Below are 15,336 nucleotides of genomic sequence, written 5' to 3'. Positions count from 1 at the left end.
AGGTATGAACATGATTAAGCAACCGCTGCGCGTCGGCGTCGGCGGCCCGGTCGGCTCCGGAAAAACCGCGCTGCTGGAAGCCCTCTGCAAAGCCATGCGCGACACCTGGCAGCTGGCGGTGGTGACCAACGATATCTACACCAAAGAAGATCAGCGCATTCTCACCGAGGCTGGCGCCCTGGAGCCTGAACGAATTGTCGGCGTCGAAACCGGCGGCTGCCCGCATACCGCTATTCGGGAAGATGCGTCGATGAACCTTGCCGCGGTGGAAGCGCTGAGCGAGAAATTCGGCAATCTCGATCTCATCTTTGTAGAAAGCGGCGGCGATAATCTGAGCGCCACCTTCAGCCCGGAGCTGGCGGATCTCACCATCTACGTCATCGACGTGGCGGAAGGGGAAAAAATCCCGCGCAAAGGCGGACCGGGGATCACCAAATCCGACTTCCTGGTGATCAACAAAACCGATCTTGCACCGTACGTGGGCGCGTCTCTGGAAGTGATGGAGCGCGATACCCTGCGCATGCGCGGCGAACGCCCGTGGAGCTTCACCAACCTGAAAAGCGGCGACGGCCTGCAAAATATCATCGCCTTTATCGAAGACAAAGGCATGCTCGGCAAGTAACCCCTGCACCATCCCGGCGCAGAGGTGTCGGGATGGTGCATACCCTGCCCTCTCTTTAACCATCCCCTTCATGAAGCCCTGATAGCGCCTGCCCTGCGATGTGGCATAAGGTTTGCTAATTCCAGTCATGCCTAACCATTAAGGAATGACTATGTCATCACTGGATATAAAAACTGATTTACCTGCGCAAACCAGTGCCTCCGGCTCCAAAGAAACGCTGGAAGATTATACCCTTCGCTATGCTCCGCTGAGCTTTCGCCGCTGGGGACCGGGGGTTGTCGCGGTGACCGCATTGGGCGGCATCGCCTATCTGGCTGACTTTTCTATCGGCGCCAGCATCGGCATGGCCTGGGGCACCACCAATGCGATTTACGCGATCCTGCTGGCGGCGCTGGTTATTTTTCTTACCGGTATTCCGCTGGCGATTACCGCCGCGCGCTATAACATCGACCTCGACCTGATCACCCGCAGCGCCGGTTTCGGCTACTTTGGTTCGGTGATCACCAGTATTATCTTCGCCGGATTTACCTTTATCTTCTTCGCGCTTGAAGGCTCGATCATGGCGCAGGGGCTGCTGGTGGGCCTGGGGATCCCGCTGTGGATGGGCTACCTCATCGCCACGCTGATGGTCTTGCCGCTGGTGGTCTACGGCATGAAGGCGCTGACTCGCCTTCAGGTCTGGACGACGCCGCTGTGGCTGGTCCTGATGGTGGTTCCGGTGGCCTGGCTTATCGCCAAAGACCCGGATCTGGTGGACGGCTTTATGAACTTCGCCGGTAAAAACAACGCTTCAACGGTAGATTTAACCGCCATTATGCTCGGCGCGGGGGTGTGCCTGTCGCTGATCATGCAGATTGGCGAGCAGATCGACTATCTGCGCTTTATGCCGCCGAAGACCGCGGAAAACAGCAAAAGCTGGTGGCTGGCGGTGTTCTCCGCCGGCCCGGGCTGGGTCGTATTAGGCGCGATTAAACAGATTATCGGCGCTTTCCTCGGCTTCTATCTGCTGACCCGCTTCCCGGCGGTGCACAACACCGAACCGGTGCAACAGTTCGTCAGCGTCTTCGATAACCTGGTCCCCGGCTGGCTGGCGCTCACCCTCGCGGTGGTGCTGGTGGTTATCTCGCAGATTAAAATTAACGTCACCAACGCCTATTCCGGCTCGCTGGCGTGGACCAGCGCCTGGACGCGCACCACCAAACGTTATCCGGGGCGGATTATTTTCGTCATCGTCAACCTGACGATTGCCCTTGCCCTGATGGAAGGCGACATGTTTAGCGCTCTGGCGTGGATCCTCGGCTTCTATTCTAACTTTGCCATCGCCTGGGTGGTGGTGGTGGCCACCGACATCACCGTCAACAAAGGGGTGCTGAAGCTGGCGCCGGCGCAGCCGGAGTATCGCCGCGGGATGATCTACAACGTCAACCCGGTAGGCGTGGTCTCTTTTGCCCTTGCGGCAGGCCTGTCGATTAGCGCCTTCTTCGGCCTGTTGGGCGAAACGCTGGCGCCGTTCTCGCCGCTGATTGCGCTGGCGGTGGCTTTCGTGATGACGCCGGTCATGGGGATCGCCACCCGCGGGCGCTATTACATTAAACAGCACGATGATGGTATCGCCGAGCCGCGCTACGATGCGCAGGGTAACGCGTCGATCACCGTTTACCGCTGCCTGAGCTGCCGGGAAGAGTACGAACGTCCTGACGTGATGCATTCGCACAAGCACCAGGGGGCGATTTGCTCGCTGTGTAAGAGTATGGAATAAGTCGCGAAGGCAGGCCGACAGGACGTCGGCCTGTGAAATATCAGACGTTATGCCGCCGGAAGCTCGGCCAGCGGCCAGCGCGGACGAACGGTGACGCCGAGCTCCGCTTTAGCGCCGGAGCGCAGACGGACCATCCCCGCATAGGCAATCATCGCGCCGTTATCGGTACAGAATTCAGGACGAGCGTAGAAGACTTCACCACCGCGCTTTTTCATCATTTCCGCCAGCTTCGCGCGCAGCGTACGGTTCGCGCTGACGCCCCCCGCCATCACCAGCCGTTTAAAGCCGGTTTGATCCAGCGCGCGGCGGCACTTAATCATCAGCGTATCCACGACCGCATCTTCGAAAGCGCGGGCGATATCGGCGCGGGTTTGATCGTCATCGCCGTTGCTGCGAATGGTGTTCGCGGCAAAGGTCTTGAGGCCAGAAAAGCTGAAATCCAGCCCGGGGCGGTCGGTCATCGGGCGCGGGAAGACAAAGCGCCCTTCGGTGCCCTGGGAGGCCATCTTCGACAGCATCGGGCCGCCGGGATAATCCAGCCCCAGCAGTTTCGCTGTCTTATCGAAGGCTTCGCCCGCCGCGTCGTCAATCGATTCGCCCAGCAGTTCATACTGGCCAATGCCGGTGACGCTGATCAGCTGGGTATGGCCGCCGGAAACCAGCAGCGCGACAAAAGGATACTGCGGCGGATTATCTTCCAGCATCGGGGCCAGCAGGTGCCCTTCCATATGGTGTACCGGGATCGCCGGCACGTTCCAGGCGAACGCCAGCGAACGGCCAACCGTTGCGCCGACCAACAGCGCGCCCACCAGGCCGGGGCCCGCCGTATACGCAACGGCATCGATATCCTTTGCCGTCAGCCCGGCTTCCTTGAGCGCCGCCTGAATCAGGGGGACGGTTTTACGTACGTGGTCGCGCGAGGCCAGCTCGGGCACCACGCCGCCGTAGTCAGCGTGCAATTTCACCTGACTATACAGCTGGTTGGCTAACAGACCTTTTTCGTCGTCATAAATGGCGATGCCGGTTTCATCGCAGGATGTTTCAATTCCCAGTACACGCATGGCTAGTTTTACCTCGTTTCAATACCGCGCAGTGTAGGACCAATGCGGGTTGATGTATACCCTAAGAATTTCAGGTCGCGGGAAGGCGGCGACGCAGCGCATCCCCCGGAGCGTACGGAAAGTACGTGACTGGGGTAAGCGAGAAAAGCCAACGCTCCTGCGGGCTGAAAGACGACGGGTATAAAACTTTCCTCACCCCTGGCGTTCACTTCGTGTATACTCCCTGTCCTTATAAAAGTCCCTTTCAAAAATCGCGTCGGTGCTTTACAAAGCAGCAGCAATTGCAGTAAAATTCCGCACCATTTTGAAATAAGCTGGCGCTGATGCCAGCGGCAAACCGAATTTATCAAAGGTGAGAGTTACATGCCGGTAATTAAAGTACGTGAAAACGAGCCGTTCGACGTAGCGCTGCGTCGCTTCAAACGTTCATGCGAAAAAGCAGGTGTTCTGGCGGAAGTTCGTCGTCGTGAGTTCTATGAAAAACCGACTACCGAACGTAAACGCGCTAAAGCTTCCGCAGTGAAACGTCACGCGAAGAAACTGGCTCGCGAAAACGCACGCCGCACTCGTCTGTACTAATCTGTTGGGAGCCACGCTCTCAATTCAGACCGAGTTGTAGTTGTAAGGCCGTGCTTCCGAAAGGAATGCGCGGCTTATTTTCGTTTATGCATTAGCATATACACTCAATCATTCAAGATGCATCAAGGCGGCAAGGGAGTGAGTCCCCGGAGCTTACCGAAGTAAGTGACAGGGTGAACGAGCGAAGCCAACGCAGAGGCAGCTTGAAGGGTAACGTGTATAAAACGGGGCATATGGCTGGACGAATTCCACGAGTATTTATCAATGACCTGCTGGCGCGCACCGATATCGTCGATCTGATCGATGCCCGGGTAAAGCTGAAAAAGCAGGGCAAAAATTTTCACGCGTGCTGTCCGTTCCATAACGAAAAAACCCCCTCTTTCACCGTCAACGGTGAAAAACAGTTTTACCACTGCTTCGGCTGCGGTGCGCACGGCAACGCTATCGACTTCCTGATGAACTACGACAAGCTCGAGTTCGTGGAAACCGTCGAAGAGCTGGCTGCCATGCATAATTTAGACGTGCCGTATGAAGCAGGTAGCGGACCCAGCCAGATTGAGCGCCATCAGCGGCAAAATCTCTATCAGCTGATGGATGGTCTGAACACGTTTTATCAACAGTCTCTGATGCAACCCGCCGCCGGCCCCGCGCGCCAGTATCTGGAAAAACGCGGCTTAAGCAGCGAGGTGATTACGCGCTTCGCGATTGGCTACGCCCCTCCCGGTTGGGACAACGTTTTAAAACGTTTTGGCGGTAATCAAGAAAACCGCCAGTCGCTGATTGATGCGGGCATGCTGGTCACTAACGATCAGGGACGCAGTTACGACCGCTTCCGCGAACGGGTGATGTTCCCCATCCGCGATAAGCGAGGCCGGGTGATTGGTTTTGGTGGTCGCGTGCTGGGTGACGCCATGCCGAAGTATCTGAACTCCCCGGAGACCGATATTTTCCATAAAGGCCGCCAGCTGTACGGTCTTTATGAAGCGCAGCAGGATAACGCTGAACCGCCCCGCCTGCTGGTGGTCGAAGGTTATATGGACGTGGTGGCCCTGGCGCAGTTCGGCATTAACTATGCCGTTGCATCGCTGGGGACGTCGACGACCGCTGACCATATTCAGCTGTTGTTCCGGGTCACCAATCAGGTGGTTTGCTGCTACGACGGCGACCGGGCCGGCCGCGATGCCGCCTGGCGCGCGCTGGAAACGGCGCTGCCGTATATGACCGACGGGCGCCAGCTGCGCTTTATGTTTCTGCCGGATGGCGAAGACCCGGATACGCTGGTGCGCAAAGAAGGGAAAGCCGCATTTGAAGCGCGGATGGAGCAGGCTCAACCGCTCTCCACGTTTTTGTTCAACAGCCTGCTACCGCAGGTGGATTTGAGCACCCCGGACGGCCGCGCGCAGCTGAGTACCTTAGCGCTGCCGCTGATAACGCAGGTGCCGGGTGAAACGCTGCGCATTTACCTGCGCCAGGAGTTAGGCAATAAGCTGGGGATTTTAGATGATGCGCAGCTTGAACGTTTAATGCCAAAACAGTCTGAAAATGGCATCCAGCGCCCTGCTCCGCAGCTAAAACGCACGACCATGCGTATACTGATAGGGTTACTGGTACAAAACCCGGATCTGGCGCCGCTGGTACCGCCCCTGGAAGGGCTGGACCCGCGTAAAATGCCGGGGCTTGGGTTGTTCAACGAACTGGTTAAAACCTGTTTGGCACAGCCGGGCCTGACCACCGGGCTGCTGTTAGAGCAGTATCGCGGCACAAATGAGGCCGCAACCCTTGAAAAACTGTCGATGTGGGACGATATAGCAGATAAGGATATTGCTGAAAAAACCTTCACCGACTCGCTCAACCATATGTTTGATTCACTGCTGGAGCTGCGGCAAGAAGAGTTGATAGCTCGCGACCGCACGCACGGCTTAAGCAGTGAAGAGCGCCGGGAACTCTGGACCATCAGCCAGGAACTGGCCAAAAAATAAACGAAAGACAAACTCATTCAAGTTGTATCAAGGCAGCAAGAGAACGAATCCCCGGGAGTGCGCACAAGCACATGACCAGGATGAGAGAACGTAGCTAACGCAGAGACAACTTGAAAGATAACGCATTGAACGGCTTAAGTGCCGAATATCGTTCGGGAAGACCCCGACAGCCGCTCGAGGCGCAGCGGCAATAATATAAGTACGCCCTCGCTTTAAATGTTGGCAGTTCGCCTGCTTACACCAATCAAACGAATTAAGTGTGGATACCGTCTTATGGAGCAAAACCCGCAGTCACAGCTGAAGCTTCTTGTCCAACGTGGTAAGGAGCAAGGCTATCTGACCTATGCCGAGGTCAATGACCATCTGCCGGAAGATATCGTCGACTCCGACCAGATCGAAGACATCATCCAAATGATCAACGACATGGGCATTCAGGTGATGGAAGAAGCACCGGATGCCGATGATCTTTTGCTTGCTGAAACGAACAACAATACTGACGAAGATGCGGAAGAAGCTGCGGCGCAGGTTCTCTCCAGCGTTGAGTCTGAAATCGGACGCACAACCGACCCGGTGCGCATGTACATGCGTGAAATGGGTACCGTCGAACTGCTGACGCGCGAAGGCGAAATCGACATCGCTAAACGTATCGAAGACGGCATTAACCAGGTTCAGTGCTCGGTGGCTGAATACCCTGAAGCGATCACCTATCTGCTGGAGCAGTACGATCGCGTTGAAGCGGAAGAAGCGCGTCTGTCCGATCTGATCACCGGTTTTGTCGACCCGAACGCCGAAGAAGATATGGCGCCAACGGCGACGCACGTCGGTTCTGAACTCTCTCAGGAAGAGATGGATGACGACGAAGACGAAGATGAAGAAGAAGACGACGACAGCAGCGATGACGACAACAGCATCGACCCCGAGCTGGCGCGCGAGAAATTCGCCGAGCTGCGTACGCAGTACGAACTGACCCGCGACACCATCAAAGCGAAAGGTCGTAGCCACGCCGCAGCGCAGGAAGAGATCCTCAAGCTGTCCGAAGTGTTCAAACAGTTCCGTCTGGTACCGAAGCAGTTCGATTACCTGGTTAACAGCATGCGTATCATGATGGATCGCGTTCGTACTCAAGAACGTATCATCATGAAGCTGTGCGTTGAGCAGTGCAAAATGCCGAAGAAAAACTTCATCACTCTGTTCACCGGCAACGAAACCAGCGAAACCTGGTTCAATGCGGCCATCGCCATGAACAAGCCGTGGTCAGAGAAGCTGCTTGACGTGAAAGAAGACGTTCAGCGCGGCCTGATGAAACTGCAGCAGATTGAACAAGAGACCGGCCTGACCATCGAGCAGGTAAAAGATATCAACCGTCGTATGTCCATCGGTGAAGCGAAAGCGCGCCGTGCGAAGAAAGAGATGGTTGAAGCGAACCTGCGTCTGGTTATCTCGATCGCCAAGAAATACACCAACCGCGGTCTGCAGTTCCTCGATCTGATCCAGGAAGGCAACATCGGTCTGATGAAGGCGGTTGATAAGTTTGAATACCGCCGCGGCTACAAGTTCTCCACCTACGCAACCTGGTGGATCCGTCAGGCGATCACCCGCTCTATCGCAGACCAGGCGCGCACCATCCGTATTCCGGTGCATATGATTGAGACTATCAACAAGCTCAACCGTATTTCCCGCCAGATGCTGCAGGAGATGGGTCGCGAGCCGACGCCGGAAGAACTGGCAGAACGCATGCTGATGCCGGAAGACAAAATTCGTAAGGTGCTGAAAATCGCCAAAGAGCCTATCTCCATGGAAACGCCGATTGGCGACGATGAAGATTCGCATCTGGGAGATTTTATCGAGGATAACACCCTCGAGCTGCCGCTGGACTCTGCCACCACCGAGAGCCTGCGCGCCGCCACCCACGACGTTCTGGCTGGCCTGACCGCCCGTGAAGCGAAAGTCCTGCGTATGCGCTTTGGTATCGACATGAATACCGATCACACGCTGGAAGAAGTGGGTAAACAGTTTGACGTAACCCGCGAACGTATTCGTCAGATCGAAGCGAAGGCGCTGCGTAAACTGCGCCATCCGAGCCGTTCTGAAGTGCTGCGTAGCTTCCTCGACGATTAATTATCGCCGCGTCCCCTGAAAAGCCAGTCACATGACTGGCTTTTTTTATGTCTAAGCAGAAACTATTTATTTAATAAATATTAAAACCCCAATATAAAACCCATCAATATATATCCAGGTCTTATTCTTATTATTTATTTATGTGCCATTAAACCGCTGGACTCATAGTTTTACAATTGTACTATTGGTTGGTTGATGGGGCGTATTTACGCCTAAAACCGCAGGCAAATCATAGGGAAATGAAATGAATAGCAAGCGTAAAATTCAGCTGGCTGATTTTAATAGAACGGTTATTTTAACCACCGCTAATACATTATTTCTAAGCCGTGGAATAGAAAGTACCACCATGGATGAGATCGCACATGAAGCCGGTTTTAGTAAAACCACGCTTTATACCTATTTCGACAATAAAAAGGATATTCTGGATCATCTTATCCTGGAGGTAATGGCGCGTTTCTATCAGGAGCTCATACCAATCGCCAATCGGCAAAATTCATTTCGCGAATTTTATCGCGAGCTGTGCCATGCGCTGATGGCTCTCCACGAAACAAGCCTTGCCTACTTTTCCGCGATAGCCGGGAAGATCGCCTGTTCTGAAAAAATCACTAAAAACAATAAGGCGTTGAAAAATATCGCAATGACTGGAGAACAGATCCACCAGATTATCGCAAAGCGAATCACAGACGCCGCCGAAAAAAAAGAGATTGGATTAAATGCTCCCGTCGCAGACGTCATGATGCTGTTCTGGCTCTGCCTGACCGGGCTAGTGGAAAAGTCCTCGTACAGAGAAGAATGTCTTTTACGTCACCTTGAGAAAGACCGTAAAGCCTTTCTCGACTTCGCTTTTGACGCCCTCTTATTCATGATAGAAAAAGGGAATATTAGTGATTGCGAAAAAGCTGACTAAAGCCTCAGGCTTAAGCCAGCCGCCGACGACCGGGGTGAAAGCCGTAACCCTTTTGTCGTCGGAAATGCATTAAAGCCCTCGCGTGGCCAGCGCCTCGTCAAGCTCCCGGTAGGCCTCCACCAGTTTATCCAGCGTCGCCCGGTTGAGGCCGCTGGGATTCGGCAGCACCCAAACTTCCGTCGCCCCAATGGTCACCTGCTGCTTGCCCCATTTTACGCCGCGCACCTGAAACGCTTTCTCGAAGGCCTGTTTACCCAGGATCGCCAGCGCGCGCGGCTGATACTCTTCCATTTTTCTGACCAGTTCACGGCCACCGTCGCGGAGCTCCAGCAGCTCAACCTCGCTGGCCTGCACCGTCGGGCGTTCGACTAGCATCGTAATCCCGCAGCGAGTATCCAGCAGCTGGAGTTCCTCCTCGGGTTTCAGAAGACGGTCGGTAAAGCCGGCCTGGTGAATCACTTTCCAGAAGCGATTGCCCGGATGGGCGAAATGAAAACCGGTATGGGCGGAAGACTTCCCCGGATTGATACCGCAAAAGACCACCCGCAGGTCCGGCGCCAGAATATCGTTAATCATGTTTTCCCCAGCTCAATGCCTAAAAGGTAATTATAAAGGATTGAAAATGCGTTGTTTATAAAAACAGCAGGCGTGATTTTTAGGCTGGATTGCGGGGAACAGTTACTTTATAATCCCTCGCCACGGCCCCTTAGCTCAGTGGTTAGAGCAGGCGACTCATAATCGCTTGGTCGCTGGTTCAAGTCCAGCAGGGGCCACCATATTTTAGCTTTAAAATCATATAATTAAGCCACTCAAAAGAGTGGCTTTTTTGTTGTCTTGTTTTTGAGTGGCGATAGAATGGCGGTGGATTTTTTACCGCCACTAAACTGAGGGCATAAAAAAACCCGCACGCGGCGGGCATTTAGCAGAAATTTATCAGAGCCACAATGGCCGCTGACCACCAACAGTCGGGTGCGGTGGGGCCGGAACTATCGTACCAGGTGTAACAATAAAACGTTCCACCGATTCCATCGTTACAAACGTACAACTGCAATTTATGTTCGTGCATTGATGGTAACGCTCTTTGGTATTCTCACTAAGATAGCGACTGGTGCGCGCATGTGCCGCGTGCTGACATTTCGGACAATGGAACATTTCACACCCAATAAATTCACATAAAGTGAATAAATGATACTCACATTTTCACCATTTGAGAATAACTTTATTCTTCTGCCTCTTCAGAACCGTAATCTACATCCAACAATCTAACCTCAAGCTCCATGCTCGTCGTGAAGCCGATATTACTTAGAGAATGAGTAACCTTCGTGATTGTCCATGATTGCTCGTCTATGACGCGCTTAAACCCCGACACTTGCACCGGCGTTTCAGGGTAGAGGTCTGCGCGCCCCATCGCCAGTCTGATAGAAAACTCAGCCACCCCACGTTGCAGTTTGTCCCATTTGGCCTGGGCGGCTCGCATCGCCTGTGCTTTGGTTGAAAAAATGGTCGTCAGGGCGAACACGTTGTCATCCTCGCCGACCATGTATTCACCTTCCCTGGCTTCCGGCGTCTTCTGCGTTTTTTTCTTCGTTACCGGTTTGGCTTTGGGATGCTGTAGCGCGCGTAAATGCTGCTCTTTAGGTATGCGTTTTAGTGCGACCTTTTGCTTTTGTGGCTTCGGGTCTTTGGTGTGCAACCATTTTGCCGTAACGCCGGTATACGCCCCACGGTCAGCAATGGAAAACTGATGGCGGTCGCCATCGCTGCGGGTGATCGTGACCTGCGGAATGGCTTTTCCGCTGGCTGTAACCCCGCGCCCGCCTTTCAGAAAAAGTAATTTTCCGGCTTTTACCGAAACCTCACCGCCGTTTCGCTCGGCGAGGCGTGTCAAAAATTTGGCGTCCGATTCCTGTGACTGATCGATATGCGGAATTTTTATTCCAGCCAGCTCCGGTATAACACTTGACGTCAGTTTGTTACGTGCCGCTATCGCCGCCACAATTTCGCCGAGCGTCTTGTCATGCCATGACTCTTCCCGACGTGAGTTCAGCGTTCCGCGAAAATCGGCGCTACGGGCGCGGATTGTCACCGTATCCGGCGCGCCATGATGTTCAACCTCATCGACGGTAAAACTTCCCTTACCCGTCAACGCAAAGCCTTTCCACCCGAGGTACAGCGTCAGTACGGCACCGCGTAACGGCAGCTCGACAAGCCCGTCAGCATCATCGAGCTCAATATCGAGCTGATCGGCCTCAAATCCCCGATTGTCGGTCATCGTCAGACTCATCAACCGGTTACTGATATTGCCGGTTATATCTTTGCTGTCGAGCATCAGCATAAAATCGGGTGTAAGTACGCCACCCGCATTCAGATTCAGCATATCGAGCATCAGCTGATCCCCACCATGCCAGCCACTGACGAGGCCATATTTCCCGCCTTGCCAATCAGTGATTTTGCCTGTTCGCCGATATCGCCATACAGCGCCGCAAGGGATTCATCCACGCGGGTGAGCGTCAGCGTAAAATCAATTTTGCGCGCCGTGCCGTCAGCAAAAAACAGGCTTCCTGTCTCGCTGATATTATTGATGACGTACATACCGTAAATCGTGCCGGTGCCATCCAGTAACGGCCAGGCGCGCCCCTGGTCAGCCATCAGGCGGATAGCCGTCATCGTCAACTTTCCGCCAGTGAGCTCCGGGTAAAGCGTTCCGGCCAGGGTGATTTTTTCCTCTCCCGGCCCTAAAAACTGAAACGAATCCCGCTTACCAACGCGGGAATTTGATGGCCATCGATACTCTGCATCGCGTTGAAGCGTCTGGTGGGGCAGCGTCTGACGCATGAAAACAAACATTCCAAGAGCAAGCATCATCATCAGCCTCCTTAATCGTGCATCATGCTGGCTCGGGCTCTGGCCCGCTTATCGCGTTCATATTTTTCTAACGCGTCCTGCAACTGGTTCCCGAGTTGACCACCCGGCGCACCACCCGGCATGTTGATTTGATAAGTCGGGCTGCTCTGGTCAATGTAGGTACGACCGGCGGGAGCCGTCACAGGCTGATAAGCCTGATAACCGCCATAAGTGCTGGTCGCGGGAATATAAGAGTTACCCTGCGTGGCGGCACTGGCTTTCGCGGCAGTCTGGTCAAGCGTGCTGGACTCTTTATTGATAACGCCGAGCTTCTCAAGCACCCAGTCAATACCGCTGCGCAGCTTATTAAATGCTGTCAGTGGCAACGTTAAGGCATCTGCCAGTCGCTGGCCGAACAACACACCGGCATCACGAAAACGGTTTAACGTCTCCTGCGAGGATTTGACCGGCGCGATAAGGTTGTTAAACCAGTCCCATGCGGCTTTAAGCTTTCCGCCCAGCCAGTCAAACATCGGTTTAAGTGGCGCAAACAGGTCAGCTACGGGCGCAAAGGCGGCCCGCAAGCCGTCAATTACACCGCCGAAAAATGCGCTGACAGGTTCCCAGTATTTACGGATGAGCAATGCCCCGGCGACAATCGCAGCCACGACCGCAACAACCGGCCAGGAAATCGCGCCGATAGCGGTAATGATGCCGCCGGCCACCGTAGTAAATACGGCACCGAGCGCCGTCGCAGCGGCGATGATGACATTCACGCCTGTTATCACCGGCCAGGCAATCAGCCCAATGGTCCCGATCATACCCACGACACCGATAGCCACGGCGGTAATGACGCCAAGGGTCTGCGCGAGCGCTTTATTACGCTGGATCCAATTATCAAGTTTGAGCACGTAGCCAGTCGTCGTTTGCACCAGTTTGCGTAAGGAGGATTCCTGCTGGTCAAACAGGTCAGTCCCCACGGCCTCATAAGCAGACTGAAATTCTTTAAAGTCACCGCCGAGGTTATCCTGCATGACCTTAACCAGTTCCTCCGTCTTGCCGTCCGAGGCTTTAAATGCCGCAGTGAGTTGGTCCAGCTTTCCCGATTGCGCTGCGTTCATCAGAACAGCGGCGGCCGAGCTGGCCTCTTCACCGAATATCGTTTTCATGTATTCGGCGCGCTGACCGGTACCCAGCTTATTTTTTTCAAAACTGGCCTGCATTTCCTTCAGGATGGTAAATACAGGGCGGGTATTCCCTTTACTGTCTGCTGTTTTAATCCCGAGCTCTTTAATCGCCGTATATGCCTGCCCGGTGGGTGCCTGGAGTCGACTTAAAATGGCACGACTCCCCGTCCCCGCCATTGAACCTGTAATTTTCGCATCATGAAGTGCGCCAACCATTGCAGCGGCTTCCTCAATACTGACACCGGCATTTTTCGCCACCGGCGCGGTATAGGTCAGTGCATCACTCAACCCGTCAAAATCTGCGGCGGTTTTATTCATTGTCATCGACAGGACATCACCGATGTGAGAGACCTGATCGTTAGTAAGCTGGAAAGCTGATTTCATCCCCATCAGCAAACCGGCGTTCTCCTCCATCGTCCGACGGTTAGCAAGCGCCATATTAAGCGTGACGGGGGTCGCCGCCTGGATTGCTGCCGCATCGCCGCCCGCTTTCGCGATAATAATCTGAGCACCGGCCGCATCATCGGCAGAGGCGGCAGTATTGTCACCCAGCAGCCGGGCTTGTTTTCGCAACGCTGACATTTCTGCCGAGTCTTTTGCCACACCGAGCACCGCCTGTAACTCAGCGTTTTTCTGCGCAAAATCATAACCGGGCTTCATTAGCGCCACCCCGGCAAGCGTGCCGGTTGTCGCCATACCAATACCGGCGGCCCCCATTGTCGCTGCGTTTCCGGCAAGCGCTTTACCGGCCTGATATCGCTGCTTAACCACGTTGAGCTTCGCCTGTTGCGCGCTGACGCGCGCCAGTGCCTCCCGCTGGCGATTAAGCTGCGCCGTCGTTTCACTTATCCGGTTTTTTAGCCCTTTTTCATCGTTAGCAAGATTGCGGGTATTAATGCCCACAGCACCGAGTTCGCGCTGTTGCCGTTTCACTGACTCGGTAAGGCTGTTGTATTTCTTCTGTAACCCTTCCACAGAACGTTTAGCGGATTCCAGTGCCTGCGCCTGTGCCCGGGTCGGGCGCTCAGTATTTTTAAACTGAGTGCCTAACGCCTCTGCCTCTGCTTTGGCTTTCTCAAGCGCATGACCGGTAACGGCGAGCTGCGCGCTGGCCTTGCGAAACCCGTCAATACGGGATGCCTGGCCATTCAGTTCACGCAGTGATTTTTGAGTCTCCCGGATATCACCAGACAGCGCTTTGCTCGCTGTCTGGATGGTTTTAAACGGGCGGGTCGCCTGGTCAACAGCCTTGAGTAAAACCTGTAATTTAACGTCGCTACTCATTCGTGTGTCCGCTTCGTTGAATGGCCTTTTCTCGCCAGGTGGTAAGTTCGGTCAGGCTCATGGGATACAACTCTGATGGCGGCCAGTGAAAAATCACCGCGATATCCGCCATCAGGTCATCAACCGACAGATTTTTCGGGAAATTTAATCCACCAAATTCGGCGACAAAAAACCGATCACCTTCGTTGCCAGCGCCATCAGGTCGGGCAAATCCATCATGACGACATCCGACTCGGTCAGTGACGGGCTGGTCATACGCGGCAGCACCTTAATCAGGGCGTCGACTTCAGAGCGGGCGACATCGGCCAGGCTGACGCCGCGCAGGGTTCCGGCGTTGGGTTTCATCAGGGTGATGGTTTCGATGACCTGCTCGCCGCGTTTGATGGGGTTTTCCAGGGTGACGATATTTTCTTTGCTCATAAGTTTCTCGCTGTTTACGGATTCGGGGTTAACCGGCCAGCCGTGCTGACCGGGGAAAAATTACAGGCCGATATTGCGGCGGTGCTGGTCGAGCCGGTCGACGCCGTTCACCTTCTCAATCATGTTGAGGACGTCGATTTCAACCAGCTCTTTACCGTTCATGGTCAGCCTGTAGTACGTGCAGACCAGCGATAACTTGCTGCTGGTATCCTCTCCCTGTTTGCTCTCGCCGTTATCGACTTCCTTCACCTTGAAACGGGTCTCAACTTCCACCGCGACGGTTTCGCCGGTATCGTCCCGCTGGTACGAGCCTGCATAGCGCAGCAGCGTCCCGGTACCGACGGCACCGTAAAGCGACCAGATAGCATCGTCAGGGAAGCCGCCGAGGGAGATTTCCATCGTCAGCGCATCATCGTCGAGGCCGAAATCGACCGGAGCCGAGCCGGACATCCCGCCGCCCCGGTAGTTTTCCAGCTTACGGGTCAGTTTTGGCAGAGTGACGGACTCGATAACGCCGAGGTAGCTGACGCCATCCAGAAATGTGTTCAGGAATTTAAGTTTTCGCGGCATTGCCAT

The 15,336-nt window shown here is 54.6% G+C and carries 15 protein-coding genes and 1 tRNA gene; 7 read left to right on the top strand and 9 right to left on the bottom strand.

Annotated features, from left to right (window positions below; all coding sequences use genetic code 11):
* Window positions 1–4 precede the first annotated feature (4 nt).
* Window positions 5–622, top strand: a complete 618-nt coding sequence (gene ureG / locus ABLU88_RS10170) for an urease accessory protein UreG (protein WP_004105899.1) — start codon at window positions 5–7, stop codon at window positions 620–622.
* Between the two features lie 151 nt (window positions 623–773).
* Entirely contained in the window at window positions 774–2,381 is a 1,608-nt protein-coding gene (locus ABLU88_RS10165) for a cytosine permease (protein WP_025105908.1), read from the top strand.
* Between the two features lie 47 nt (window positions 2,382–2,428).
* Here ABLU88_RS10165 and tsaD read toward each other — a convergent pair whose 3' ends face one another.
* Window positions 2,429–3,442, bottom strand: a complete 1,014-nt coding sequence (gene tsaD / locus ABLU88_RS10160; protein ID WP_025105907.1) for a tRNA (adenosine(37)-N6)-threonylcarbamoyltransferase complex transferase subunit TsaD — start codon at window positions 3,440–3,442, stop codon at window positions 2,429–2,431.
* Between the two features lie 363 nt (window positions 3,443–3,805).
* On the opposite strand from tsaD, the gene rpsU reads away from it, so the two are divergent.
* The 4 genes from rpsU to ABLU88_RS10140 all read left to right on the top strand — a co-directional run bounded on the left by rpsU (window position 3,806) and on the right by ABLU88_RS10140 (window position 9,025).
* Window positions 3,806–4,021, top strand: coding sequence for a 30S ribosomal protein S21 (gene rpsU / locus ABLU88_RS10155; protein ID WP_001144069.1), 216 nt, complete (start codon window positions 3,806–3,808; stop codon window positions 4,019–4,021).
* Window positions 4,022–4,254: 233 nt separating this feature from the next.
* Entirely contained in the window at window positions 4,255–6,000 is a 1,746-nt protein-coding gene (gene dnaG / locus ABLU88_RS10150; RefSeq protein WP_014226898.1) for a DNA primase, read from the top strand.
* Window positions 6,001–6,273: 273 nt separating this feature from the next.
* Window positions 6,274–8,118 carry an RNA polymerase sigma factor RpoD gene (gene rpoD, locus ABLU88_RS10145; RefSeq protein WP_004105908.1) on the top strand — a complete coding sequence of 615 codons (1,845 nt, stop codon included), beginning with the start codon at window positions 6,274–6,276 and terminating at the stop codon, window positions 8,116–8,118.
* Between the two features lie 244 nt (window positions 8,119–8,362).
* Entirely contained in the window at window positions 8,363–9,025 is a 663-nt protein-coding gene (locus ABLU88_RS10140; RefSeq protein ID WP_064358278.1) for a TetR/AcrR family transcriptional regulator, read from the top strand.
* Between the two features lie 69 nt (window positions 9,026–9,094).
* Here the strand turns inward: ABLU88_RS10140 and mug are convergent, their stop codons facing one another.
* Window positions 9,095–9,601 (bottom strand): G/U mismatch-specific DNA glycosylase, encoded by a 507-nt coding sequence (gene mug, locus ABLU88_RS10135; protein WP_009651862.1) that lies wholly within the window; start codon window positions 9,599–9,601, stop codon window positions 9,095–9,097.
* A gap of 124 nt (window positions 9,602–9,725) precedes the next feature.
* Between mug and ABLU88_RS10130 the strand changes: the two genes are divergently transcribed.
* A tRNA-Ile gene (locus tag ABLU88_RS10130) sits at window positions 9,726–9,801 on the top strand.
* A gap of 157 nt (window positions 9,802–9,958) precedes the next feature.
* On the opposite strand, the gene ABLU88_RS10125 is transcribed toward ABLU88_RS10130, so the two are convergent.
* From ABLU88_RS10125 to ABLU88_RS10095, 7 genes are all read right to left on the bottom strand, one after another.
* Window positions 9,959–10,177, bottom strand: a complete 219-nt coding sequence (locus tag ABLU88_RS10125) for a DNA-binding transcriptional regulator (RefSeq protein ID WP_032420109.1) — start codon at window positions 10,175–10,177, stop codon at window positions 9,959–9,961.
* Between the two features lie 67 nt (window positions 10,178–10,244).
* The gene (locus tag ABLU88_RS10120) at window positions 10,245–11,411 is read right to left on the bottom strand and encodes a phage late control D family protein (protein WP_348836454.1); all 1,167 of its coding nucleotides are present in this window, start codon (window positions 11,409–11,411) and stop codon (window positions 10,245–10,247) included.
* Window positions 11,411–11,890, bottom strand: a complete 480-nt coding sequence (locus ABLU88_RS10115; RefSeq protein WP_064141807.1) for a phage tail protein — start codon at window positions 11,888–11,890, stop codon at window positions 11,411–11,413. Before ABLU88_RS10115 ends, ABLU88_RS10120 begins: the two co-directional genes overlap by 1 nt.
* Before the next feature lie 11 nt (window positions 11,891–11,901).
* Window positions 11,902–14,340 carry a phage tail tape measure protein gene (locus ABLU88_RS10110; RefSeq protein ID WP_348836453.1) on the bottom strand — a complete coding sequence of 813 codons (2,439 nt, stop codon included), beginning with the start codon at window positions 14,338–14,340 and terminating at the stop codon, window positions 11,902–11,904.
* The gene (locus ABLU88_RS10105) at window positions 14,333–14,452 is read right to left on the bottom strand and encodes a GpE family phage tail protein (RefSeq protein ID WP_075205861.1); all 120 of its coding nucleotides are present in this window, start codon (window positions 14,450–14,452) and stop codon (window positions 14,333–14,335) included. Before ABLU88_RS10105 ends, ABLU88_RS10110 begins: the two co-directional genes overlap by 8 nt.
* A 32-nt stretch (window positions 14,453–14,484) precedes the next feature.
* Window positions 14,485–14,760 (bottom strand): phage tail assembly protein, encoded by a 276-nt coding sequence (locus tag ABLU88_RS10100; protein WP_014838983.1) that lies wholly within the window; start codon window positions 14,758–14,760, stop codon window positions 14,485–14,487.
* 60 nt (window positions 14,761–14,820) lie between these two features.
* Window positions 14,821–15,336, bottom strand: a complete 516-nt coding sequence (locus tag ABLU88_RS10095) for a phage major tail tube protein (RefSeq protein WP_014838984.1) — start codon at window positions 15,334–15,336, stop codon at window positions 14,821–14,823.

The organism is Klebsiella sp. GW_Kp182, assembly GCF_040062275.1.
GTDB lineage: Bacteria > Pseudomonadota > Gammaproteobacteria > Enterobacterales > Enterobacteriaceae > Klebsiella > Klebsiella michiganensis.
Note: the sequence above shows the minus strand (reverse complement) of the source record. Positions and strands in the feature narration are given on the sequence as shown.